The 24,890-nt window shown below is 61.9% G+C and carries 18 protein-coding genes and 1 pseudogene; 11 read left to right on the forward strand and 8 right to left on the reverse strand.

The features are described 5' to 3' along the window. Nucleotides 1–241 precede the first annotated feature (241 nt). On the forward strand, nucleotides 242–2,305 hold the full coding sequence (treS, locus tag BFP89_RS11375; protein ID WP_065885592.1) for a maltose alpha-D-glucosyltransferase: 2,064 nt from the start codon (nucleotides 242–244) through the stop codon (nucleotides 2,303–2,305). 90 nt (nucleotides 2,306–2,395) lie between these two features. Here treS and BFP89_RS11380 read toward each other — a convergent pair whose 3' ends face one another. Beyond that, on the reverse strand, nucleotides 2,396–2,803 hold the full coding sequence (locus BFP89_RS11380; protein WP_065885594.1) for a hypothetical protein: 408 nt from the start codon (nucleotides 2,801–2,803) through the stop codon (nucleotides 2,396–2,398). A gap of 228 nt (nucleotides 2,804–3,031) precedes the next feature. Here BFP89_RS11380 and BFP89_RS11385 point away from each other — a divergent pair, with 228 nt between their 5' ends. The 5 genes from BFP89_RS11385 (at nucleotide 3,032) to BFP89_RS11405 (ending at nucleotide 9,063) form a co-directional block, all read left to right on the forward strand. After that, a complete protein-coding gene (locus BFP89_RS11385; RefSeq protein ID WP_057722310.1) occupies nucleotides 3,032–3,490 on the forward strand; it encodes an Hsp20 family protein in 459 nt (152 codons plus the stop codon). A gap of 340 nt (nucleotides 3,491–3,830) precedes the next feature. Further along, on the forward strand, nucleotides 3,831–4,046 hold the full coding sequence (locus BFP89_RS11390) for a hypothetical protein (protein WP_065885597.1): 216 nt from the start codon (nucleotides 3,831–3,833) through the stop codon (nucleotides 4,044–4,046). A gap of 516 nt (nucleotides 4,047–4,562) precedes the next feature. After that, nucleotides 4,563–7,250: a phosphoenolpyruvate carboxylase gene (locus tag BFP89_RS11395; protein ID WP_065885599.1), complete on the forward strand. Its 2,688-nt coding sequence runs from the start codon at nucleotides 4,563–4,565 to the stop codon at nucleotides 7,248–7,250. Nucleotides 7,251–7,326: 76 nt separating this feature from the next. Further along, on the forward strand, nucleotides 7,327–8,382 hold the full coding sequence (locus BFP89_RS11400) for an NAD(P)-dependent oxidoreductase (RefSeq protein WP_065885601.1): 1,056 nt from the start codon (nucleotides 7,327–7,329) through the stop codon (nucleotides 8,380–8,382). Between the two features lie 27 nt (nucleotides 8,383–8,409). Further along, a complete protein-coding gene (locus BFP89_RS11405; RefSeq protein WP_065885603.1) occupies nucleotides 8,410–9,063 on the forward strand; it encodes an RraA family protein in 654 nt (217 codons plus the stop codon). A 91-nt stretch (nucleotides 9,064–9,154) separates the two neighbouring features. Here BFP89_RS11405 and BFP89_RS11410 read toward each other — a convergent pair whose 3' ends face one another. The 3 genes from BFP89_RS11410 to BFP89_RS11420 all read right to left on the reverse strand — a co-directional run bounded on the left by BFP89_RS11410 (nucleotide 9,155) and on the right by BFP89_RS11420 (nucleotide 12,689). Beyond that, nucleotides 9,155–9,718 (reverse strand): cytochrome b, encoded by a 564-nt coding sequence (locus BFP89_RS11410; protein WP_065885604.1) that lies wholly within the window; start codon nucleotides 9,716–9,718, stop codon nucleotides 9,155–9,157. A gap of 97 nt (nucleotides 9,719–9,815) precedes the next feature. Then, nucleotides 9,816–11,270 (reverse strand): aldehyde dehydrogenase family protein, encoded by a 1,455-nt coding sequence (locus BFP89_RS11415; protein WP_065885606.1) that lies wholly within the window; start codon nucleotides 11,268–11,270, stop codon nucleotides 9,816–9,818. A gap of 42 nt (nucleotides 11,271–11,312) precedes the next feature. Further along, nucleotides 11,313–12,689, reverse strand: coding sequence for an aspartate aminotransferase family protein (locus BFP89_RS11420; protein WP_065885607.1), 1,377 nt, complete (start codon nucleotides 12,687–12,689; stop codon nucleotides 11,313–11,315). 214 nt (nucleotides 12,690–12,903) lie between these two features. On the opposite strand from BFP89_RS11420, the gene BFP89_RS11425 reads away from it, so the two are divergent. Further along, nucleotides 12,904–13,866, forward strand: a complete 963-nt coding sequence (locus tag BFP89_RS11425; protein WP_065885608.1) for a helix-turn-helix domain-containing protein — start codon at nucleotides 12,904–12,906, stop codon at nucleotides 13,864–13,866. Between the two features lie 34 nt (nucleotides 13,867–13,900). On the opposite strand, the gene BFP89_RS29695 is transcribed toward BFP89_RS11425, so the two are convergent. From BFP89_RS29695 to BFP89_RS11435, 3 genes and pseudogenes are all read right to left on the reverse strand, one after another. Further along, the gene (locus tag BFP89_RS29695; protein ID WP_370671214.1) at nucleotides 13,901–14,656 is read right to left on the reverse strand and encodes a methyl-accepting chemotaxis protein; all 756 of its coding nucleotides are present in this window, start codon (nucleotides 14,654–14,656) and stop codon (nucleotides 13,901–13,903) included. A gap of 102 nt (nucleotides 14,657–14,758) precedes the next feature. Continuing rightward, a pseudogene (locus BFP89_RS29700) lies at nucleotides 14,759–16,039 on the reverse strand (HAMP domain-containing protein); the annotation flags it as partial. Nucleotides 16,040–16,141: 102 nt separating this feature from the next. Beyond that, nucleotides 16,142–17,632: an MFS transporter gene (locus tag BFP89_RS11435; protein WP_065885611.1), complete on the reverse strand. Its 1,491-nt coding sequence runs from the start codon at nucleotides 17,630–17,632 to the stop codon at nucleotides 16,142–16,144. A gap of 264 nt (nucleotides 17,633–17,896) precedes the next feature. Between BFP89_RS11435 and BFP89_RS11440 the strand changes: the two genes are divergently transcribed. The 3 genes from BFP89_RS11440 to BFP89_RS11450 all read left to right on the forward strand — a co-directional run bounded on the left by BFP89_RS11440 (nucleotide 17,897) and on the right by BFP89_RS11450 (nucleotide 22,255). After that, nucleotides 17,897–19,345 carry an APC family permease gene (locus tag BFP89_RS11440; protein ID WP_065885612.1) on the forward strand — a complete coding sequence of 483 codons (1,449 nt, stop codon included), beginning with the start codon at nucleotides 17,897–17,899 and terminating at the stop codon, nucleotides 19,343–19,345. Nucleotides 19,346–19,427: 82 nt separating this feature from the next. Continuing rightward, complete coding sequence (locus BFP89_RS11445) at nucleotides 19,428–20,849, forward strand: aldehyde dehydrogenase family protein (protein ID WP_065885613.1); 1,422 nt, start codon at nucleotides 19,428–19,430, stop codon at nucleotides 20,847–20,849. An 83-nt stretch (nucleotides 20,850–20,932) separates the two neighbouring features. Continuing rightward, nucleotides 20,933–22,255 (forward strand): hypothetical protein, encoded by a 1,323-nt coding sequence (locus BFP89_RS11450; protein ID WP_065885614.1) that lies wholly within the window; start codon nucleotides 20,933–20,935, stop codon nucleotides 22,253–22,255. A 26-nt stretch (nucleotides 22,256–22,281) separates the two neighbouring features. On the opposite strand, the gene BFP89_RS11455 is transcribed toward BFP89_RS11450, so the two are convergent. Further along, a complete protein-coding gene (locus BFP89_RS11455) occupies nucleotides 22,282–23,040 on the reverse strand; it encodes an IclR family transcriptional regulator (RefSeq protein WP_065885616.1) in 759 nt (252 codons plus the stop codon). Nucleotides 23,041–23,342: 302 nt separating this feature from the next. On the opposite strand from BFP89_RS11455, the gene BFP89_RS11460 reads away from it, so the two are divergent. Further along, nucleotides 23,343–24,884, forward strand: coding sequence for an acetolactate synthase large subunit (locus BFP89_RS11460; protein ID WP_065885618.1), 1,542 nt, complete (start codon nucleotides 23,343–23,345; stop codon nucleotides 24,882–24,884). Nucleotides 24,885–24,890 lie beyond the last annotated feature (6 nt).

A 24,890-nucleotide genomic window follows, 5' to 3' on the forward strand; every position in this document is an offset into this window, starting at 1 on the left:
GGCTAACCCGGCGTCCTGCCGGGTTGCCCACGGATTCAAGCCTGCGTTCGGCCAGCGTGGTTTAACGGGGCGCCTGAGATCAAAAGCAGATCAAACGCAAAAGCGCGGCGGCCTTCGAGCCGACCGGTATCTTGTGTCGATCCCACATTTGGACAGGGATCTGCATCCCGATGCAACGAATCGCTCCCGCCATCGCTCCTATGCTTACGAATCACCTTTAACGACCACAGGTATCAGGCTTATGACGGCGGCGGACAACGATCATGTGAATTGGCTGGTGCAACAGTCCATGCTGAACGCGGCGCGTCAGCGCGCCAAGCTCTATTCGGGGCAGGGACGGATGTGGCAGCAACCCTTCGCACACACCCGCCCGCGTGACGCTTCAGCTCTGTCGTCGGTATGGTTCACGGCGTATCCGGCGTCGATCGTGACCCGCGAAGACGGCACGGTGCTGGAGGCGCTGGGCGACGAAAGCCTATGGCATGCGTTGTCGAAAATCGGCATCCAGGGCATTCACAACGGGCCGCTGAAGAAGTCCGGCGGTTTGTCCGGCACCCGACACACCCCGACCATCGACGGCAATTTCGACCGCATCAGCTTCGACATCGACCCGCAACTGGGCACCGAGGCGCAGTTGCAGGCGCTGACACGCATGGCCGCCGCGCACAACGCGGTGATCATCGACGACGTGATTCCGTCCCACACCGGCAAGGGCGCGGATTTTCGCCTGGCGGAAATGGCCTATGAAGACTATCCGGGCCTGTATCACATGGTCGAAATCCGTGAAGAAGACTGGCCGCTGCTGCCGGACGTCGCCGAGGGCCGCGACGCGCAGAACCTCAGCCCGCCGCAGGTGGATGCACTGCGCGACAAGCACTACATCGTCGGCCAATTGCAACGGGTGATTTTCTTCGAGCCCGGCGTCAAGGAAACCGACTGGAGCGCCACGCCCGTGGTGATCGGGGTCGACGGCAAGCCGCGACGCTGGGTGTACCTGCATTACTTCAAGGAAGGGCAGCCGTCGCTGAACTGGCTCGATCCGTCATTCGCCGCCCAGCAGATGATCATCGGCGACGCACTGCACGCCATCGATGTCATGGGCGCCAAGATCCTGCGCCTGGACGCCAACGGCTTCCTCGGCGTGGAACGCAAGCTCGACGGCAGCGCCTGGTCGGAAAGCCATCCGCTGTCGATCACCGGCAACCAGTTGCTGGGCGGTGCTATTCGCAAGGCCGGTGGTTTCAGCTTCCAGGAACTCAACCTCACCGTCGACGATATCGCCTCCATGTCCCACGGCGGCGCCGACCTGTCCTATGACTTCATCACCCGGCCGGCCTACCAGCATGCGTTGCTGATGGGCGACGCCGAGTTCCTGCGCCTGATGCTGCGCCAGATGCACAGCCTCGGCATCGACCCTGGTTCGCTGATCCACGCGCTGCAAAACCACGACGAACTGACCCTGGAACTGGTGCACTTCTGGACCCTGCATGCCCATGACACCTTTCTGTTCCAGGGCCAGACCTTTCCCGGCAACATCCTGCGCGAGCATATCCGCGAGCAGATGTATGAACGCCTGACCGGCGAGCACGCGCCGTATAACCTCAAGTTCGTCACCAATGGCGTGTCCTGCACCACCGCCAGCATCATCACCGCAGCCCTCGGCATTCGCGACCTGGACGCGATCACCGCGGCCGACGTGCAGCAGATTCGCCAGATCCATTTGCTGCTGGTGATGTACAACGCCATGCAGCCTGGGGTGTTTGCGCTGTCCGGTTGGGACCTGGTGGGTGCGCTGCCATTGGCCGCCGAAGAGGTCGGGCATTTGATGGCCGATGGCGACACGCGCTGGATTCATCGCGGCGCCTACGATCTGGTTGACCTCAACCCCGACGCCGAGCTGTCGGCCGGGCAGATGCCGCGTTCCAGAAGCCTGTACGGCAGCTTGAACAGCCAGTTGCAGGACCCGGACTCTTTTGCCTCGCAGTTGCAGAAGATCCTCGGCGTGCGCCGCGCCTACGACATTGCCGCCAGTCGCCAGATCCTGATTCCGGATGTCGAGCACCCCGGCCTGCTGGTCATGGTGCATGAGTTGCCGGCAGGCAAGGGCACGCAGATCACTGCGCTGAACTTCGGCGCCACGCCGATCACCGAATCCCTGCACCTGCCCAACATTGCACCAGGGCCGGTGGTGGACATCATCAATGAGCGGGTGGAAGGGGATCTGACGGAGGAGGGCACGTTCACGATTACGCTGGATGCCTATGAAGGGCTGGCCTTGCGGGTGGTGAGCAGTACGCCGATGTAACGGGAGTGGGGGCAGCCTCTTACACGCCGGGTTGAACGCGTTTAACGTCGTTCAACCCGGGGAGTGTGCTGTCGGGACAGCGTCAGAGGATCAGCGGTGCCTGTTCTTGTGCTTATGCTTGTTGCCTTTGTGTTTCCCGCCGTCGCCGCCCAGGTTGTTGCCCACCGCGCCGCCGGCGGCGCCACCCAGGCCTGCGCCGATAGCCGAACCGGTGCTGCCGCCCAGGTGATTACCGATCACTGAACCACCCGCAGCGCCAACGCCGCCGCCCAGTGCCGCTTCCGCTCGATTGCCTTTGCGCGCGCCCACCGCGCCGCCGGTCGCACCCCCTACACCGGCGCCGATGGCCGCACCGGTGGAGCCACCGAGCTGCCCACCCACGACATTGCCCAGTACGCCGCCGACGCCGCCGCCCAGGGCGGCGGTGCCATCTCCGGCGGCCGAGGCGCCTTGGGAGATCAGGATGCCCAATGCCAGGGCTGGTAGAGTCATTTTCATTTTTCTTGTACCTCAAGGGCTGTCTCAGGCGCTCACGGGGTAAAGCACGCCTGTGTTGAGATTAGAGCACAAGCGCGAGCCCCGCCGTTCCTGCGAGAGCGATATCAGCCAAGAAAAATTTTTTTCCGCCCCCTTGAAATCCTTTTGCGCGTCCATAAATTTTTGATCACGCGATGCCGAATGCGGGTCGCGTCCTAAATCACTTGGAGAAACTCAGGAGATTTTAAAATGGCTACTACCCTTTCGTTGGCCCCACTGTTCCGTCAATCGGTGGGCTTTGATCGCTTCAATGACCTGTTCGAGTCGGCGCTGCGCAGCGAGGCTCCGAATTCCTATCCACCTCACAACGTGGAAAAGCACGGTGATGACGCCTACCGGATTGTCATCGCAGTGGCTGGCCTGACCGAGGAGGATCTGGATATCCAGGTCGAACGAGGTGTATTGACGGTTTCCGGCGGCAAACGCGAAACCGACGAGAAGGTCGCTTACCTGCACCAGGGCATCGCCCAGCGTGCTTTCCGGTTGTCGTTCCGCCTGGCGGACCACATCGAAGTGCGCGGCGCGGCCTTGAACAACGGGCTGCTGAGCATCGACCTGCTGCGCGAGGTGCCTGAAGAGGCCAAACCCAAGCGCATCATGATCGGTGGCGAGGCCAAGCCCGAGCTGCGTCAGGTCAGTTTGCAGTAAGGCAATCGGCGGTAAAAAGGCGCTCTTCGGAGCGCCTTTTTTTATGCCCGCAGAGTCGCAGCCACACGGTCGCGGCCTGCGCGACCATTCATTTTGAACTGCCCGCGCCGCAGAGTGCCGAAACTCTACAACCTGGAGGAATCAGCCATGACCGAAGAAAAGCCCAAGGAACCCGAAGAGCAAACACCGGCGCACTCCACCGAAGAGGAGCGTGAGCGACTGAAGGATTTCAACAAGGACGGTATCCCGCCGGGCGCGTGCTGAAGGGCACTCGCACGTTCTGTCTGAACAGCCCACTCAGCCCTGTGCGCACCGCGCGCTACTGCAATAGAGGTGATTTATGGTCGATGACAATAACGGTCCCGCAGCGCCCTATCCCGGACCGGAAAAGCAAGTGCCCGACCTGGGCGAAGGTCACGCGTCAGGCCTGGAGCAAGCTGAATCCGAGCCCAAGCAGGGCACAGGCGAGAAGCCGGAAGATTGGAACCCACCGCCGGGCAATCCCGGATCGGATCAGGACGCCCAGACCGACCGTGACAATGGCGGTGCGAAGTAGCTCGTCCCACAGCATGAACTGACAAAACCCGGCCAAGCGCCGGGTTTTTCTTTTGCAGGCAGGAAGGATGTCTGCTCCCTGCGTAGGAAATGGTGTTCATGAAGAATTATTTAGGTTGCGCCCGCAGGTGATTCCTACTTGATATTCCCCTCGGCTCAGCCGGTTTTCGTGACTGCAGATTAATGCCAAATAATCAGCACGTTAGAAAATATGCAGGCAGTCAACCGGACTTCAGTGCCGTTATTTTTATTAGCTTCCTATCTTTATTTTCAAGTTGGCTATTCCAAAAAGGTCTTTTGTGGAGAAATCCAAGCCATGGTTTATTGCGGGCGGATGTAACAATTTGTTTCAGTTTTCTGCCGTTTTTCGGTACCGGCTAGGGGGCTTTCTGTCGGCGAACAGGTAATTTCCGTTCGTTGCGACGCTGTGGGTTAAGCCTGGGACATTGATGATTTTGCGTGTGTCCGCCCGGCGCACTGCAAACAAGGGATTTGACAATTATCGAGGCTTGAACCCATGAATCATGTGATCAATTCCATACTGGAAAATGCATCAACTCGCCCCTCAATCGGCCATACCAACCCCGCGCTACTGCATGACGTTCTATGGCGAGCACTGGAACACGCACTCAAGGCCAACACGGATGATGCTTCCCAAGCCCCGCACACCCGCGCCTGCCTGAGAATCTATGCTGAAATCGATACGCTGTCGTATCTGGACAAGGGTGATTCGAAATTGGCCGCTGCCCTGGGCAAGGCGTTCTTTGAATCCCGTTCCAGCAAGGACGTCGAGGCGTTCTGGAAGTTGTTGCTGATCAAGCAATTGCTGTTCGAATTGTCGGTCAGGAGCGTGGCGACACAGATCGCGTCCCAGGCCAGCTTGCCTCGTCAGTTGCTCACGCTCGACCCGCAGTTGATTACAGCGCCGGCGGGAGTAAATGTCAGCCTGGGAGTGCTGTGCAAAGAGACCGACCAGCTCAAGCATTCCGTTGTGCTGGTCTTGCAGAAACTGGCCCAGCACGTCGAAGACCGTGGCCTCAAAAAGCCTCAAGTCACTGCGCAGCTCCTGCTGGAGTTGTACAACGCCGTGTGGTCGGGCAGTAATGGCACGGATATCGAATCACAGATTTTTTACGCCGACAGTGTGTATGACGCATTGCCCGACGTGCATCACGCCCTGGGCCTGGCGCCGCAGGAAAAATGGCTGACCTTGTTCACCTGGTTATACGGCGACAAGGATGGCCGCCCCTATGACACCAACCAGCACACCGAAACCCTGGTGCTGGCGCTGGAAACGGCGCTGCGCAATCGCTACATCGCCGATATCGACAGCCTGATCAAGGACGGCGGTGCACGGCATCGCCTTGAAGAGATTCGTGCCCGCGTGGGCCAGGATCATCCCGCGCATTTCGAGCGTCCCGCCGAACTGATCGATGCACTGAGCAGCATCCGTTTTACCCAGCCGGCCGCCATCGACCGTCTGCTGCTGCGGGTGCATGCGTTTGGCTTTCACTATCTGGATATCGAGTTTCGTGAAAACGCCGAGATGTTCATCAGCGTGGTCGATGAGATTCTGTCCAGCCAGTGGCTGGAAACCATCGGCCTGGGCCAGGGCCGGCACTACCACGAACTGGATGAGCGTGCGCGTCAGGCCGCACTTGAGGTCGCGCTGGAAGGCGGAGCGGCCCAGACGCCCGCTGGCCTGTGGCAGGAGTATCTGCAACGCACCACGCCGCTTTACACCCGCAAAGTCGAGCAATACGCCGGCCAGGATTACATTGCGCTGATGGAGCAGGACCCGAGCTATATTCGCATGCACGATGCGCGCAACGCGGTGGAGCGGTTTGAAATGATCGACCGTTATCGCGACCGCATGAAAATCCACGGGATCGCCGAGTACACCTCGGCCCTCAGCGCGCTTGAAGTGCTGTTCCTGATGAAAGCAGCCCAGGTGCGGGATGGGATCGACATCGCCCTGCAACCCGAAGACCTGGCAGGTGCCGAGCGCACGCTGGCCACGGTGCATGAGGTGTACGAAAACCCGGTGTACCGCCAGCACCTGGCAACGCGCGGCAACCGCCAATACATCACGTTTGGCCCCAGCGACACGGGCAAGCAGGGCGGCAAGGCCATGCACAAACTGAACATGGCGATTGCCAACCAGCACAAGCTGATCGCGGCCCGCTACGGCATCGAGGTGGTCGTCCACGTCATCATGGGCGGGGAACACGCACGGTGTAATGGGGTGATCGCCGAGACCTTGCAGGAGTTCGGCGCGCTGGAGGGCCCGGAAACCCGCTTCATGCTGGCCGGTTGCGCGGAGATGCGCGCTCATCTGCTGACGCGCAACCAGTCCGTCAACTTTCTCAGCCAGTTGTACCGTATGCACGCCGAGCCCCAGCCGCAGCTGTCCGAGGCGGTCATTGCCGGCAGGATTCAACGTTGGGGGGACGTGGTGCGCCGCTACCAGGCGACGTTCTTCGAGCATCCTGCGCTGCCTTCCCTGCTGCGCGACCTGGCGCGATTCGATGTGGTCAGGGCCACCGCCAAAGGCACCCGGCCGCCTTCTCGTATCTTCAACATCAAGGTGTTCGAGTCGCGCCCCGATGCCATTCGTGCGATTCCCTGGACCCGCGCCTTGCTGGCCGGTGGGTTGCACAGCGAACTGATCGGCGTCGGGCAGTTCGCGCAAGCCCCGGCAACGCAGCTGTCGAAGGCTTTTAACGAGGATGAGAGCTTTCATACCTACGTCAAAGGCATGGCCTACGCCATTGCGCGAACCGACCTCAAATGCGCCTGGCTGACCCTGACCGGCAGCATTCCGGAGAAGGCCCACATCCTGGCGCTGGCGCAGGCATTGAAGAGTGAAGCCGTCGGCACGGCCGAACAGTTGCTGGCCAGCCTGCACCTGGAAGTGATTGAAGGTAAGCGCTTCGTGTACAAGGCCACCACCGGCACCGAGCCGGCGGACCCATGGAAGATCAAGGAAAACAGCGTGCTCAACCTGTGGCCCAGTCTCAAGGCCGAGGTCTACCGCAAGGAAAAGAACCTGCGAATCTATCGGTTGTTCCTGATCTACGCCAAAAGCAATCCCGCGTTCATCCAGTCTTCATCGCTGAATGATTTCTACAGCGGGTTTCTCGCGGCCGTGAGTACCGACGCGGGCCTGATCGATCCTGCAAGTGCGCACCATTTCACCTGGTGATTAACCCGATGGTTAACCCCGATGCCTGGGGCAACCCGGGTATCGGCAGGCGCTACCCCCCAAGAGGATCAACGGTATGGCATTGACCACCCTGATACTGGATGCCCCCGGGCCGCCGTTACTGTTTGAGGAAGTCGATCGATTTCTTGAACGGGGCCTGGGCGTCACCCTCAACCTGCACTATTTCGCGGACAAAGAGCGCATTCGGCAGCACTACGGCACGCGTATTGACTATGCCGAGATCGACTGCCATGACGAGCCGGCCTTTATTGCCGCCGTAAGTCGGGCCGGCGGCTACAGCGTGTTCAAGACGCGCCTGAACATTCCCCTGGGCGCCGGCCTGATTCGCGCCGCCACCTCGACGGCGCTGGCCACGCCACTGCGCGCCATTGCCCAGGCTGGCACTGGGGTCAATCATATTGATCGGCTGGGGTGCGAGCAGTGCGGCGTGGTGATCCTTAATACGCCGGGCTCCAACGCGGCCGCTGTTGCCGAATACGTCCTGGCCCAGGCGCTGTTTCTGTCGCGCGACCTGGATGACTACAACGTCGAAACGCACAACGGCCATTGGGCAAAAGGCACCTTGGCACCTGCCTGCGAATACGCCGAACTGACGCTTGGGCTGGTGGGCACAGGCAGCATTGCCCGGCAGGTGGCGCGCAAGGCTGCGGCGCTGGGCATCAAGGTGATCGCCACCGGGTCCGAACGTTTTACCGAACCGGTAGCGCACAGCCTTGGACTTGAACGACGCGCAGGTCTTGAACAGTTACTGGCCGAGGCGGACATCGTCTCGATCCACGTACCGCTCACCCCCCAGACCCGAGGCATGTTCGGCACTGCCGAGTTCCGGCAGATGCGCCAGGGCTCAATCCTCATCAATACCGCGCGCGGCGGGATCGTCGACGAACACCAGTTGGCCGCCTTCATGCGCCAGTTTCCCAGGCATCTCAAAGCCGTCGCCATCGATACCTTTGCCCTGGAGAAAGACCGTTTCGCCTCGCCATTGACCGACATTCCCAATGCGCAATTGACGCCGCACATCGCCGGCAATACCAGCACGGCAATCCGGGCGGCGTCACGCCAGATCGTCGACAAGATCCACGTATTCAGTGCCGCCGCCACCGCGCGTTAACCCACAGGACACAAGGAAGGCCCCATCATGCAAACCTCTATTTTTACCCGTCTTGACGCCCTGAGCTGCACCGACCTCAGCGATGCGATGGACCGCCTCAACATCGTTTGCCAATGCACCGACATCATGCCCCTGGACCGCACGTTCAAGCTCACGGGCAAAGCCTGGACCCTGCGCTACGGCCCCATTGGCCTGGACGGTGGTTCGGTGGGTGATTACATCGATGACCTCGAAGCCGGCCAGGTGGTGGTGATCGACAATCAGGGGCGGCAGGACACCACCGTGTGGGGGGATTTGCTGACCTCGACCGCCTCGCGCCAACACTTGGCCGGCACGGTGATTGACGGCATCTGCCGCGACGTTGACCGTGCGCTGGAACTCGGCTATCCGATCTTTTCCCGAGGCAACTGGATGCGCACCGGCAAGGACCGCGTGCGTGTCGAAGCCATCCAGGCACCCGTGGCGCTGGGCGGCGTGCGGGTACAACCGGATGACTGGTTGCGCGGCGATGGTGATGGCCTGGTGGTGATTCCATCCGGTTCACTCAGCCAGGTGCTGGCGGTAGCCGAAGAAATCCACCAGGCCGAAGAGCATATTCGTGCGGCGATCGAGGCGGGCGTGCCGTTACGCCAGGCCCGCGCCGATTACGGCTACCACGCCTTGCAGACGCCGCGCCGCTGACAGCCCAACGACAGAAGCCGCAGTGGACGCGGCTTTCGTCTTGGTTACAACTGCCGGCCTCATCGCAGACGCGTGCCCGGGATGTATCCGCTCACAGCATGCGGCGCAGTACGTCGTTGCGAGGGTCGCGGTCGAACAAGCGGTGTTTGAGCGCGCCCGCGATATGCAGCACGATCAGGACCAGCAAGGTATAGGCCAGGACTTTGTGCAGCCATTGGAACACCACAAACCAATTGTCATTCTTCGGCAGCAGCTCCGGCAGGTTCACGCCGAAAAAGAACACGCCGTCGCTCATGGTGAAGGTGCTCGACATCGAGTACCCCATCAGCGGCACGGCCACGATCAGTACGTACATGGAGCGTTGTACGAAACGTGAGAGGAATCGCTCATGCGCCGCCAGTGTGAGCGGTGGCTGCGGAAGGGCGGGGGTGCGAACACGCAGGGCGATCTGTACCAGCACCAGCAGAAACGCCAGCACGCCGAACGATTTGTGCCACGGGTAGTAGAGCGTGAATTTACTCACGACTTCATCATCAAGCCCGGTCATGTGCCAGCCGGCCCAGAGCAGCCCGGCTATGACGACGGCACGCACCCAGTGCAGGATGCGCAGGGACACGGGATACCGATCGATTGCCGTTTGTGTTTGGTTGTTCATCGCAGTCTCTTTATTGATCATCAAGGCGTTGAAAACGCACGGCTGAATTCCACCCTCTGCGACCATGGCCGAGAGGGTGGCAGGTGCAGTGACTGTTCTAGGCAGGCAGCAGCACGGTGATCACTTTCTCCTCGGTGTAGGCCAGCGCGCCGCTGATCCCGCCTTCGCGGCCGATGCCGCTGGCCTTGACGCCGCCCCACGGCAGGTTGGCGTCCAGCGGGCTCCAGCAGTTGACGCCGATGGCGCCGGCCTTTACCGCTGCAGCCACGCGGTGCGCGCGCGCAAGGTCAGTGGTCCACACCGTGGCGGCCAGGCCGTAGGCCGAGTCGTTAGCCAGTGCCACGGCCTCTTCTTCGCTGTCGAAGGTGATCACCGTGCCGACAGGGCCGAAGATCTCGTCCTGGGCGATCGCCATGTCATTGCGGGCATTGGCGAAAATCGTCGGACGCACGAACCAGCCCTGGTCAGGGGTGGATACGCCGCCGGCCAGCAGCGAGGCGCCTTGGTCGATACCGAGCTGGATGTAACGGTTGACGCGATCAAACTGGGCTTTCTTGGCCACCGGCCCCATCTGGATGTCAGGCTGGCGAGGGTCGCCGACCTTGATCGAGCGAGCGGCCTCGGCCAGGGCGGCCGCGAAGCGTTCGGCGAGGCTGCGCTGGACCAGGATGCGCGAGCCGGCGGCACAGATCTGCCCCTGGTTGACGAACAAGCCCAGGGTGCAGCCGAACAATGCATCGTCGAAGGGCGCATCGTCGAACACAATCTGCGGGCTCTTGCCGCCCAGTTCCAGGGCCACGCGCTTGAACAGCACACCCGCGGTGCGCTGGATCTCACGCCCGGCCTCGGGGCTGCCGGTGAAACTGATCTTGGCCACATCCGGGTGTTCGCACAGGGCCCGACCGACCTGCGCACCGTAACCGGTCACCACGTTGATCACGCCGTCAGGAAATCCCGCTTCCTGCGCCAGCGCCGCCAGGTGCAGGGCCGATTGCGGGGTTTCTTCCGAGGGTTTGATCACCACAGTACAGCCTGCCGCCAGCAATGCGGCGAGCTTCCACACGGTGATCATCAGCGGTGAGTTCCACGGCACAATCGCGCCCACCACGCCCACGGGCTCGCGGACGGTGTACGAGAGGGTCTTGCGACCGAAGTAGCCGCCGGTGGGAATGGTGCGCCCTTCAAGCTGATTGGCCCAGCCGGCGGCGGCGCGCAAGTTGGCGATGGCGTTGGGCAGGTCCATCCGGCGCGGTTCGAGCGGTGAGCGGCCGATGGCGTCGGCGTCCATGTCGGCCAGTGATTCGCTGTCGCGCTCCACCAGGTCGGCGAGTTTGGATAACAGCCGACCGCGCTGGGCGCCGTCAAGCTGGCTCCAGGCGCCACCTTCCAGTTGGGCGCGCGCCGCTGCCACGGCACGGTCGACATCGTCGGCGGTGCCGCTTGCGCAACTGCCGTATACCTGTTCGGTCACGGGGTTGATGAGAGGGATGCGCGCTCCGTCGCTGGCGTCGCAGGGCGCGCCCTGGATAAAGTGTTTCAGGTGCTCGGTCATGTGGGTGTCCATGCGTGATGGGAGGGGTTGGAGATGACGCACTCAGGCCTTGAGGGAGGCCAGGGCATCGCCGAAAATGTCCAACGCCTTGAAGAACAGCTCGCGCGTGATCGTCAGCGAAGGCATCACACGCATCACGTTGCTGTAACGCCCGCAGGGAATCATCAGTACGCCGTGGTTCATCAGGTAGCCCATGAGTTGGCCGATCTTGGCGCCTTCGAGCGGCGTCTTGGTGGCGGCGTCTTCAACCAGCTCGATACCGATCATCAGGCCGCGACCGCGAACTTCGCCGACGAACGGGCTGTTGAACCCGCGGATACGTTCCTGCGCTTCCAGGCCCAGGGTGTGGGCGCGATCGAGCAGGCCGAGTTCCGGGTCCTGCATGATGCTGATATTGGTCAACGCCACGGCCGCAGACAGCGAGTTGGCGGCGAAGGTATTGGGCATCGAACCGTCGGGAATCTGCGCGGCGAGGTCCGAGCGCATGATCAGCCCGGCCATCGGCAGGTCGCTGCCAATGCCCTTGCCGAAGGTGAGCATGTCGGGTTTGACGCCGGAGTGTTCTACCGCCCACATCTTGCCGGTGCGGCCCGCACCGGACTGGACTTCGTCAACGATCAGCAACGCGCCGGCGCGGTCGCAGGCCTTGCGCAACAGTTGCAGGAATTCGGGGGAGGGCGGCACGTAGCCGCCTTCGCCCTGCACCGGCTCCACAATCACGGCGGCCACGTCATCGGCGGCGGTGTAAGGGCTGTTCAGCAGGTAATCCACGTAGTCGCCGGCAATCTGCTCGGCACTTTTTTGCGTGGTGTCGAAGGGAAAACGGTAGGCGTAGGGGTAGGGTGCGTGAATCACGCCGCCCATCATCGGCCCGTAGCCCTTGCGGTAGGCCGTGCCGGTGGTCAGCGCGCCGGAGGCGTTCCACACGCCGTGATAGCCGCCGTGGAAGGCGAGGATCTGGTGGCGCCCGGTGATGCGTTTGGCAAACTTGATGGCCGCTTCCAGCGCATCGCTGCCGCTTTGGGTGAAGAACGTGATGCAGTCACCGCGCAAGCCATCGGGCGCGATCTCGGACATCTTGGCGGCCAGTTCGGTGCGGCGGGTGCTGTTGATTTCCAGGGCATGCATCAGCACTTCGGACTGTTCGCGAATGGCTTTCACCACCAGCGGATGACAGCGGCCGACGCTGCTGACGCCCACGCCCGCGGAAAGGTCGATGTAGGTGTTGCCGTCGGGGTCCTTGAAGGTCGCGCCGAACGCGCGGTCCATGGCAATAGGCATGCGGCCGCCGCCGCGCGCCATCGATTCGGTGCTCGCCGACAACGCCAGCGCTTCGCGGGTCAGCGGGCCGGGCAGGGTGCTGGAAATAATGTGCGGGGCATCCGCGAAATGCAGGGATTCTAGTTTGGACTCAATCATGACGCACTCTCTGGAATGTCGGTTTCAGTATGTGGATCATTCTCATGGAGTGTGCCTGTCCGTTAGCCCGAATCGGCAAATGATGAATCGGTCCATCGGCAGGTCCCGCCCAAGGCCCTATTTGAGAAGAAATTTCGCGGTAATTGATCTATGTGCGAATATTGCAAGGTAGCTTGAGATAAAAACAAAAATTGGCAGAGGCTTTTCGCACATTATGAAAAATCATCATATAAGCCATTTTCGCGATATCCACGTCCATGCGGCCAATGTCCAGGAGTGGAGCCAGGATTACAGCCAGTTGACGGCCGGTCCGGCCGAGAGTTCGTTGATGCAGCTGACCACTGCGCGTTGCCACGTGTTTCGCGAGCAGATCAACCAGCGGGTGGTGCAGCGCGGTGTGGCACCGCGAGGCAAGATGTGCTTTGCCGTGCCGATCAGCGTGCCGGGTTCGACGCGCATGCAGGGTCGCGAAGTCGATGACAGCAGCCTGTTCTTTCTGCAGGGGGGCGAGGAGTTCATGTTCCATATGCCGATGGGCATGGAGCTGCTGTCCGTCACCTTCGAGCGCGAGTGGTTCGAGCAGGTACTGGAGCAAACGGCGTCGGCCACTGAGATCAGTCGGTTGCTGCGCCAACCCGTGATCCGGGTGTCTGCGCAACGCTTCGCCCAGGCTCGGCTTGGATTGCTCGCCGTGCTCTCTCTGGCGGAGGCCGGCGAGGAACTCGACAGCGCGGGCGAGCAGGGGCTGGAGCGGGCGTTGCTCGGTGAGTTGTTGCAATTGCTCACCGACCCGGCCTGCGACAAGCTCCAACGCAGCCCCAGTTCCACGCGCAGCTTCATTGTCGAGAAATGCCACCGACTGGCGACCGCCGAAAGAATCGACGTGCCCAGCGTCAACGAGTTGTGCCAACGCCTGCAGGTGAGTCGGCGCACCGTGCAGAACAGCTTCCGCTCGGTAGCCGAGACCACGCCGCTGAACTACTTGCGCTCTGTCCGGCTCAATGGCGTGCGTCGGACCCTGATGTGTACCCTCGCGTCCCGCCTCTCCATCGGTGACGCCGCCGCCCAGTGGGGCTTCTACCACCTCAGTCATTTTGCCGAGGAGTACCAGGCACTGTTCGCAGAGTTACCGTCCCATACCGTCCGCGCCGCCATCCCCGTCTGCGCGCGCGCGTGATGGCCTGCACGGCGGCGCAACGGCACGCCACGGGTTAAGCGCGGAACTGATCCATCAGCTTCATTTGCTGATTGGCCCGTTCGTTGAGCTGACTGCTGATCTGCGCCGACTCGCCCGCCTGTTCAGTCAATGTCTCGGTCACTCCGCGAATGGTCGAGACATTGCGATTAACCTCTTCGGCCACGGCGCTCTGCTCTTCTGCCGCACTCGCAATCTGCAGATTCATGTCATTGATCACCGTCACCGCATCGCTGATTTTACCGAGTGCCTCCACCGCCTGATGGATCTGGCTGGCGTTGCTCTGGGCCTGAGTCTGGCTTGAATGCATGGTTGCCACCACGCCACGTGTGCTGGTCTGGATGCGCTCGATCACCAGGCGAATTTCCTCTACCGAGTCCTGGGTACGCTTGGCGAGGTTGCGTACTTCGTCGGCAACCACTGCGAAACCTCGGCCGCTATCGCCGGCCCGTGCGGCCTCGATCGCGGCGTTGAGGGCGAGCAGGTTGGTCTGCTCGGCGATGCTGCGAATCACTTCCAGCACCGAGCCGATCTGTTCGCTGTTGACCGCCAGGGCTTCGACTTCGGTCACGGCCTTGCTGACTTCGCTGGCCAGCGCGTTGATGTCACGGGTGCTGCGCTCGATGATGGTGATGCCTTCCCTGGACGCCTGGTCTGCGCCCCGGGCCGCCATCGCTGCGCTTGACGCGCTGTTGGCGACTTCGTGGGCCGTGGCGCTCATTTCGTTGGACGCGGTTGCCAGTTGATCAATCTCGCGAAATTGCACCTGCATCCCTTCGCTGGTCTGGCGCGCGATGTGCGACGACTGGTCGGCGGTGCCGCGCGCAGCGATGATGCTCTGCTTGAGCTGCGCAATGGTGGGTTGCAGTTTGTCGAGAAACCGATTGAACCAGTTCACCAGTTCGCCCAGTTCATCTTTTTTGCGGTAATCCAGCCGCTGGGTCAGGTCGCCGTCGCCGCTGGCAATTGCCTTGAGCATCCGAGCGACGCTGTTGATCGGGCGTGTCACACCGGAGGCGGTGAACCAGATGAGCAGCAAGCCCAGCAGCCCCGCACCGACGGCGACCAACAACGACTCCAGGGTGTCCCGGGTTTGCGTCTGGTCAAGCAAGGTCTGCAGCTTCATCGAGTCCGCCAGCAAGACATCCTTGGGCAGGTCGATGGCCACTCCCCACGCCGGCGCTTCGGCGATGGGTGCAACGGGGTACACAGCACGAATCAGCGCATCACCGGCCAGCACCACCGGTTTTTGTTGCGTCAATGCCGCAAGCACCGCCTTGCCCTCATCCTTCAACGGAACGCCGATGTTTTTGCCGACCTGGCTCGCATCCGCGCTGTAGGCGGCAAGTACGCCACTGTCGGAAACGATCAGCATGCGCCCTGAACCGTTGAACAGGGTGCGCTGGGCATCGCTCGCGGCAGCTTGCAGGGCGCCGAGCGCGAGGTCGACCCCAAGGGTGCCGATCACCTTGCCATCGGCGATCAGGGGCATCGACAGCGTGGTCATCAGTTGAACCTGCCCGGCCTGGGTGTCGGCATAGGGGGCCATCAGGCATGTGCGTCGCGTGTCTCGCGGGCAGGTGTACCAACTGTTGTAGGGCGTGCCGCTGATGCTCAACTCGGTCTTCTGCAAATCGCTTTCGGGGATCAGAATATTCATCGCTTGACCCGCGCCGCGATTCCAGGCGCTGGCAAAACGTCCGTTCTCGTTGGCGGCGCGTGCGGCGTCGTTGACGAACTCACTGTCTTTGCCATCCAGCGCATCAGGTTCGTACACCAGCCAAAGCCCGAGAATCTCGGGATTGCGTTCGAACGTGGTCTTGAGCGCCAGGTTAAGTTCTTCACGCAATGTCGCAGCCGCCAACCCGCGCTGGGCGGCCATGGTGCGCAAGCCGGCCGCCTGGTCGGAAAAAGCGCTGATGATCTGCCGGCTGCGGGCGAATTCGCCCTGCAGGTTCTTCGCCTGTTCCGCCGCCCTGGCCAGCAGCAGGGTCTTGCCGCTTTCAGTCAGCATCGTACTGCTCGAGGTGCTGATCAACTGGTTGTTCTGGTTGCCCTGGTAGAGATTCATGCCGACGATCAGACCGATCACGCCAAGCAGGCACAAACCCGACAAGAGGACGAATTTCAAACGGATGGAAAGGGCGTCGAGCATTGGGCTATCTCACTGGTAAACCGCGTGTTGATCGATCATCGGTTGGTGTGGCACCACCGACTTTTTATTGGATGTGTCACTGCATCGGCTGATGTCACTGATTCATGACACCCGGTTGCGTGGCCTGACCAGCAGCGCTGCCATCAACAGCAATGCCGCACAGGTGGCCAGTACGGCGACGAAACCCGCGTCGAACGCCGAACGGGCCGACCCGATCAGCATCGCCGCGTCCTCCGGCGCCAGCGTCGCGGCGACCACCAGCGCATCGTCGAGGCTCTCGAAGATCAAGGGGTTCAGGGCCAGCCATGGCGCAATCGTCTGGCTCGCCGAGTAGGCGTAGATGGCCGATAACAGGCTGCCCGCCAACGTCACGCCTGCGGCGCCGCCCAGTTCAAAGGAGACTTCCTCAAGGGAGGCGGCCATGCCGGCTTTGTCGGCGGGCACGCTGAGCATGATCGTGCTGGACGCTGCGGTCAGTGCGGCGCCCATCGTAAGGCCCAGCAGCGCGAGGCTGACGATCTGCACTGGCACTGCGGCGTTGTGCGCCAGCAAGTAGGTGAGCATCGCGGCAGCCGAGAGCAGCAGCGTCCAGAACAGCATGCGCTGCTCTCCCAGGCGCGGCAGGTAATGCCCGGCAAGCGGTCCGGCGACGAACGAACCCAGCGGCAGCGGCAGGATGAACAGCGCCGCCTCCAGCGGCGACAGGCCCAGCACCAGTTGCAGGCGTTGGCTGAAGACCAGTTCCATGCCGATCAAGGCGGCGGCTGATACCACCGCTGAAATCACCGCATTTCTGAAGCCAGACGTGGAGAACAGCGACAGATCCAGCATCGGCTGATCGGCACGCCGTTGACGTCGAATGAAAAGCGCCAGAAATAGCGTGCCCAGGACCAGTGCTATCAGCATGGCCTCGAAGGAGGGTTGCCGTTTACCCAGCTCCTTGACCGCATAAGCTATGCTGATCAAACCGATCATGACCTGCAGCGAACCCAGCCAGTCCCAGCGTGTCTGGCTATTTCCGGGATGATCGGGAATGGCTATCGCCCCCAGCAGCAAGGCCAACAGTACAATTGGCACGTTGATGAGGAATACCGAACCCCACCAGAAATGCTCCAGCAGCAATCCACCTACCACCGGTCCGAATGCGGCGCCCCCTGAGGCCACTGATGCCCATAGGCCGAACGCCATCGCCTGTTCGCGTCGGTCGGTAAACGTCAACCTTACCAGGGCCAATGTGGCGGGCATCATCATCGCCGCGCCCACCGCCAGGAACCCACGGGCGACGATCAAGACGCTGGCCGATGGCGAGAACGCTGCGATCAGCGAGAACAGGCCGAAAACGCTCAGGCCGCCGATAAACAACCGTTTGTGCCCGAGACGGTCGCCGAGGGTGCCCATGCCCAACAGCAGGCCGGCGGCGATCAGCGCGTAGATATTGATGATCCAGAGCTTTTGCGACGCCGTGGCGCTGAGCTCCCGCGTGAGGGTGGGCAGCGCGGTGTACAGCACCGTCATATCAATGACGATAAGCAGCAGCGCGCTGGAAATGATGGCAAGTATCAGCCAGCGACGTTTGGAGTCGGTAAAGGGCATGGCTGGCGTCCGTAAAAGAGGGCTGGACCTAGCATGCCTGAATGCAGAAGGGCACCGTTATCCCAAATCGGCCGTGACGGTCGGGGCATTGCCGATCGGGTGTGACGCCGGCGATGTTACCGATTTGGGATAGCGGGGTGTTCGTGGGCGGGCATAGGATCGAATACAGCGTGCAATCCCAAAAACAAAAGCGCTATCTGGTACCGATGGCGCCTTGATCGGTCCTATACCACAGCGACTGCCTCATACAATAAGGTTAATAAGATGAGTGTATCTATCCCGGTCAACAGCTCCACGGAGCTCAAGCGTGGCGCCTTGGGTGTCGGCTTTATCATCTTCTTCGTGATTTCGGCGGCGAGCCCGCTCAGCGTCATCGCCGGAGGTTTCCCGATTGGCATCATGCTGGGCAACGGTGCCGGCACCCCGGCGTTGTTATTGCTGGCCCTGGCGGTGTTGCTGGCGTTTTCGGTCGGTTACACCACCATGGCCAAGCATGTCACCAACGCAGGTGGTTTTTACGCCTTTACCTCGCGCGGCCTGGGTGGCCTGGCCGGAGGGGCGGCAGGCGTGCTGGCGATGTTTGCCTACAACATCCTGCAGGTCGGCCTCTATGGCATGTTCGGCGGCGTGGTCAGCGGCACCATGGAAAGCGTATACGGCTTGGTATTGCCCTGGTGGTCCTACTCGCTGATGGCGATGGTCAGCATTGCGATCCTGGGCTATCGCAAGATCGATCTGTCCGCCCGCGTCTTGTCGGTGGTCGTGATTGCCGAATACCTGGCGATCCTGACCCTGGATATTGCGATTCTCAAGACGGGCGGCGACAGCGGTGTCAATCTCGACTCGTTCACCAGCCAGCATATGTTCAGCGGCACCCCGTCGATCGGCCTGCTGTTCTGCTTCGCGGCGTTTATCGGCTTCGAGGCCACGACGATTTACGGCGAAGAAGCGAAAAATCCGCACCGCACCATTCCGATTGCCACCTACAGCTCGGTGCTGCTGATCGGCGGCTTCTACGCGCTGTCGGTCTGGTCGATGGTGGTGGGCGTAGGTACGGATAAAATCGTGCCGATGCTGCAAGCCCTGCAGGACCCAACCACCTTTATCTACGGCATGTCGGACCACTTTGTCGGCCCGTATCTGACGCAGATTATCCGGGTGCTGTTCATGGTCAGCATTTACGCCGGGATGCTGGCATTCCATAACGCCGCGGCGCGCTATTTCTACGCTATCGGGCGCGACGGTCTGCTGCACAGTCTGTTGGGCACCACCCACCGTGTGCACCAGAGCCCGCATATGGGCTCGGCGTTGCAAAGCCTGATCGCCGCCGTGGTGGTGCTGATCTTCGCCGCGATGGATGCCGATCCGATCCTGCAACTGTTCGCCTGGTTCTCCAACCTCGCCACCTTGTGCGTGATTTTGCTCATGGCGATGACTTCGATCTCGGTGTGTGTGTATTTCCACCGGCACCCGGAACTCAATGTCGGCCTCTGGCGCGGGCGTATCCTGCCGATTTTCTCCAGCCTGGCCTTGCTGATGGTGCTGATACTGGCGGTGGTGCATTTCGATGTGCTCACCGGCGCCAGCCAGCTCTTGTCCTACGCACTGTGCGCGGTCATTCCAGCGGCGCTGCTGGGCGGCGTTTTTCTCGCCGTGCGACTGCGCAAGGTCTCGCCGCAGCGCTTCCTGGCGCTGGGCAGCCACAAACTCTAAGGCATCGAGCGTACCGCCCCACTGCACACTGTTCGCTTGCCGTTGTCCGGCAAGGCTCGCCAGCGTTAAAGGAAGATGACACATGCACCACTACAAGATGCTTATCAATGGGATTCAGGTTGCCGGTGAAAACGGGCAGTTTGATGTGATCAATCCGGCTACCGGCGCCGCATTCGCCCAATGCCCGGCCGGCTCGCTGGCTCAATTGGACGACGCGGTGGCCGCCGCTCAAGTGGCCTTCAAGGCGTGGCGTCACGTTTCCCATGCTCAACGCTGCGAGCGACTGTTGGCGATTGCCGAGAATATCGAGCAGGGCGCCGATGAGTTGGCCCGGTTGATCGTGCAGGAACAAGGCAAACCGTTGGAACTGGCGTTTTCCGAAGTCATGGGCGCCGCCGCGTGGACCCGCTATGCGGCCGGACAGCAGATTGAAGTGGAGCTGGTGGAAGAAACCCCGACCCAGCGCATTGAGCTGCACCGCAAACCCCTGGGTGTGGTGGCGTCCATCACGCCATGGAACTGGCCGTTCATGATTGCCGTGTGGCACATCATGCCGGCACTGCGGGCCGGCAACTGCGTGGTCAGCAAGCCGTCGAGCCTGACGCCGCTGAGTACCTTGCGACTGGCGGAAATCATTGCCCGGCATGTGCCCAACGGTGTGATCAACTGCGTGACCGGCGAGCAGGGTTTCGGCAGTGCGATCACTTCGCACCCCGGCATTCAGAAGATTGTCTTCACCGGTTCCACCGCCACCGGCCAGAGCGTGATGCGCGGCGCTGCCACCAATCTCAAGCGCCTGACCCTTGAACTGGGCGGCAACGACGCTGCGATTGTATTGCCCGGCACATCGGTGGAAGAGGTCGCCGAGGAAATTTTCCAGGCAGCCTTCCTCAACATGGGCCAGACGTGCGCAGCCCTCAAGCGTTTGTACATTCACGAATCCCAATACGAGGCCTTCGCCGACGCGCTGACGCTGATTGCCCAGCGCCAGGTGGTGGGTGATGGCCTGGAGCCCGGCGTCAACTTCGGGCCGGTGCAGAACCTTGAGCAATTGCAGTTGGTTGAAGCCCTGGTCGCCGATGCACGGGATCAGGGGGCGCGGGTCCTGTGTGGCGGCGCCCGTCTGGACCGTCCGGGGTTCTTCTATCCACCGACATTGGTCGCGGATGTGACCGATGGTCAGCGCCTGGTGGACGAGGAGCAATTCGGCCCGGTGTTGCCGCTGATCGCTTACAGCGACGTCGAGGACGTGCTGCGCCGCGCCAACGGCGGTGACATGGGCCTGGGCGGCTCGGTATGGGGCCCGGATGTCGAACAGGCGCAGGCGTTGGCCAGCCGCCTGGAAAGTGGCGTGGCCTGGGTCAACTGTCACGCCCGGATCCAACCGAATACGCCATTCGGCGGCAGCAAAATGTCTGGCTTCGGTGTCGAGTTCGGCCTCGAAGGGCTGTTGGAGTTCACCGGCCAGCAATTGCTGTTCGTCAATAAGCGCGCGGGCGAGTAATGCTCGGCCAACAGGGGCGCAGCGTCGCTGCGCCCCTGTTGCCACTATCTGTCTTTAAAGACGCGCTTCAAGGAGCTTCGATCATGCGCTACCCATCCACTTTATTCTTCGGCGGTACGCTGGCATGCAGCTTGACGCTCTGCGCCATCAGCCAGGCCCAGGCCTATGAGCTGTACAGCGATGACAGCCGCCATCTCAACGCAGACATGACTGCCGTATTCGGTATGTTCAACAGTCGCAAGAACTACAACGGCACGTCGGGCGGCTCGACCTGGCGTGAAGGCTTTATCAAATACGGCCTGAGCGGCGACCAGTCCCTGGCGGGCAACGGCACCGCCTACGGTGCGTTCGCCCTGCTCAGCTCCGCCACCTGGGGCGACGGCGACGCGGCCGGCAATACCCTGGGCACCGAACGCACCACCAAAATCGAAGACGCTTACCTCGGGTGGCGCTCCGGCGACCTGTCCCCGGCACTGGGCCAGGACGGCGTGGATATCTCCGGCGGGCGCCAGGTGGTCAAGCTCGGCAGGGGCTTCCTGGTCAACGATGACGGGCCGAACCTGGGCAAGGGCCCGGCCGATGGCGCGCTGAACCGGGGCGGTGCCTACTATCTGGCGGCGCGGCATGCGTTCGATCAGACCGCGTTCCTGCGCCTGGGTGGCAAGGACGGCCTGCATGGCAGCCTGCTGTGGCTCAAGTCCGACAACCGCGCCCAGGCTGAAACCGAAGTGGCCGCCGGTACCCTCGATTACACCACCAAGCCCGGCACCCTGGGGTTGACCTGGGTGCATGGCATCGATGTGAACGATCGCTGGGCCAGTGATTTTCAGCGCCAGCGCAAGGGCATGAATATCTACAGCGTGCGTGGCGAAGGCGACGCGGGCCTGCCCAATGTCAGCCTGGCCTTCGAATACGCCTGGCAGGACAAGGACAGCGGGCCGGAAAAAGCCTGGTACGGCGAAGCCGGTTACACCTTTGCCGATGTCGCCTGGGCACCCAAGGTCACCTACCGTTACGCCCGCTACTCACAAAAATGGGATTCGCTGTTCACCGGCCAAAGCACGGGCTACGGCACCTGGCTGCAAGGCGAAGTCGGCGGCAACTATTCCGGGCCGTTCAACAGCAACACCCGCATCCATCATGTGGGCCTCAAGGCCACGCCGCTGGAAAACCTGACCCTGGGCGCGTTGTACTTCGACTTCGAGACCGTGCGCAAAAGCAATGCACTGAACCTCGATGCGCGGGAGCTGGACGTGTACGCCGAGTGGGCGGTCAACCCGCACCTGATCATCACGCCGCTGATTGGTCTCTACAAACCGAAACAGGATTCCACCACGGGCGGCAACCAGGCGGTCGGCAACGGCACCAATGTGTACAGCCAAGTGACCGTCGCCGTACCGTTCTGATCCACCCTGGCCTTCGCGTCTTGACCTCAGGACGCGGCGGCGCCCGGTTGATTGCGCATGTTCTCGGCAATCCGCCGCGTGGTGTCCATCACCATCTCGATCACGGTTTCCTGGCGCAGCAGCTTGAAGCTCTGGGTGCTGCCGACAGCGGACAGGCTGCCCACCACCTCGTCGATATCCGGCTGGATGATCGGCGCCGCGATGCCGGTCAGGCCCAGGTTCAGTTCATCGTGGGTCATGCAATAGCCGTCCTTGCGAATCTTCTTTGTGGCCTTGGAAAAGCTTGCCCAGTCGTAGGCACTGTCCGCATCGCCGGCCATGTGTTCTTCGAACAGGCGTTGCAGGCGACGGCCTTTCTGAAAGGCGATCAATACCTTCGATTGCGCGCCACGAAAAAACGGCAGCGGGTGCCCGCGCCCGAAGGAGAAGTGGTAGGTGTCGGTGGGTTCGGCGATGTAGGTGTTGATGATGCGTCCGTCATAGAAAACGCTGGCGAACACCGCAAGGCCGGTCTGCGCCGACAACTCATGCATCAGTTCGCGCCCGGCGAGGAGGATGGGGTCGTACTGGCGCATCATCCAGTCCAGCTCGATCACGCGCGGCCCCAGGCCATAGTTGCCGGCGTCCACGCGCGTCAGCAGCCCGGCGTCGCATAACTCCTTGACGTAGCGGTACGCGGTGGCACGCGACAGGCCCATGCGCTCGGCGATGGTGTCCGGGTCGATCTTCAGCGTGGCTGGACCGAACAGGTCCAGGACATTCAGCAATTTACTCAGGCTGCTCATTTCGTTCCTAGAGAAGGGATGGCACGCGGGTAAGCACTATAGGCGAAAACGCCCCGGATCCATTGTAGGAGCGAGCTTGCTCGCGAAAAACGTCAACGATAACGCATGCCTCCTGAAGGAACGCGGTGCCTGTGAGTTTTTCGCGAGCAAGCTCGTTCCTACAGGTCATCACACTAACGTATCTCGGCTACAATATCGCATAAATCTCAAAATAAGAGATTTATCGTAATAAAAACTTGTATGGTTGGTTTTTATATGTGATAAATCTCACCAAAGAAAACGCTCAAGTGAGAGGGCTGACAATGAATGGTGCGCAACTGATAGTGAATGCGGCAGCGGCAAGCGGTATCGAGTACTGCTTCGCCAACCCGGGAACCACCGAGATTCCACTGGTGGCCGCGATGGCCAGTGCACCCGCCCTCAAGCCGGTGTTGTCGTTGTTCGAAGGGGTGTGTACCGGTGCTGCGGACGGTTACGGCCGTATCGCCGGCAAACCGGCAATGACCCTGACGCACCTGGGCCCTGGCTTTGCCAACGGCATCGCCAACCTGCACAACGCACGGCGCGCCAACACGCCCATCGTCAATGTGATTGGCGACCACGCGTCCTGGCACGTCAATTACGATCCGCCTTTGGCCAGCGACATCCAGGCCCTCGCCGGTACTGTGTCCAGTTGGGTACGCACCTCGCGCACCGCGTCGGGTGTGGGCGAGGACTTGCAGGAAGCCATGCGCGCCGCCTGGCAAGCCAAGGGCCAGATCGCCAGCTTGATCCTGCCCATGGACCTGCAATCCAATACCGTGACCCACAACGGCCAGTTCAGCCCGCTGCGTGCGCCGGTGCGGCGCTTTGCCGGCGACCGCATCGAAGCCGTGGCCCAGGCCCTGCGCGACGGCCAGCGCCTGGTGTTCATCGTCGGTGACCAGGGCTTGTCGGTGGCAGGCCTGGAAGCGGCGGGGCGCCTGGCGCAACTGCCCGGCGTGCGTATGTTTGCCGAAACCTTCCCGCGCCTGAGCTACCGGGGGGGTGGCTTGCCCGACCTGGATCGCCTGCCGTACTTCCCGGAAGTGGCCATCGAGATCCTCGAGCAGTACGACAAGGTCGTGTGCGCCGGTGTCGTGGAGCCCATCAGTTATTTCGGCTATGAAGGTATCCCGTCGCGACTGGCTGAGCGTGAGCGTCTGCTGTCGCTGGCCGAAGTGGGCGACGATGTGGCCGGGGCGCTGACCGCGCTGGCCGATGCGCTGGACGCGCCTGCCTACATACCGACGCCGCAGGACATCCAGCTGCCGCCGGGCGAGGCCGCGTTGAGCCCGCAGTCGGTGGGGCAAGTGTTGGCCGCCGCGCTGCCGGACGACTGCATTGTCTCGGTCGAGGGCGGCACCTGCGGCTATCCATTTTTCACCGCCTCTGCCCGTGCCGCGCGGCACCGTGTATTGACCAATACCGGTGGCGCGATCGGCCAGGGCATTCCGGTGGGGTTTGGCGCGGCCCTGGCTGAGCGTGGCAACCGGGTGTTCTGCCTGCAATCGGACGGCAGCGCCCAGTACACCATCCAGACCCTGTGGAGCATTGCCCGCGAGCAGTTGCCGGTGGTGATCCTGATTGCCGCCAACCACCGCTACGCAATCTTGCAGAACGAACTGCGCCGTTTCGGCATGACCGAGCTCGACCCGCAGTCGCTCAAGCTGACCGTGCTCGACACTCCGCGCATCGACTGGAAGGCCCTGGCCAAAGGCTATGGCGTGCCGTCCTGCACCGTACACACCAATGCCGAACTGCAACGGGCGCTGGCCAATGCCGCCGCCGATGCCGGGCCTTGCCTGATCGAAATGGCGCTTTGAAGGAGT

The sequence above is a fragment of the Pseudomonas sp. 31 R 17 genome, from assembly GCF_900004915.1.
Taxonomy (GTDB): domain Bacteria; phylum Pseudomonadota; class Gammaproteobacteria; order Pseudomonadales; family Pseudomonadaceae; genus Aquipseudomonas; species Aquipseudomonas orientalis_A.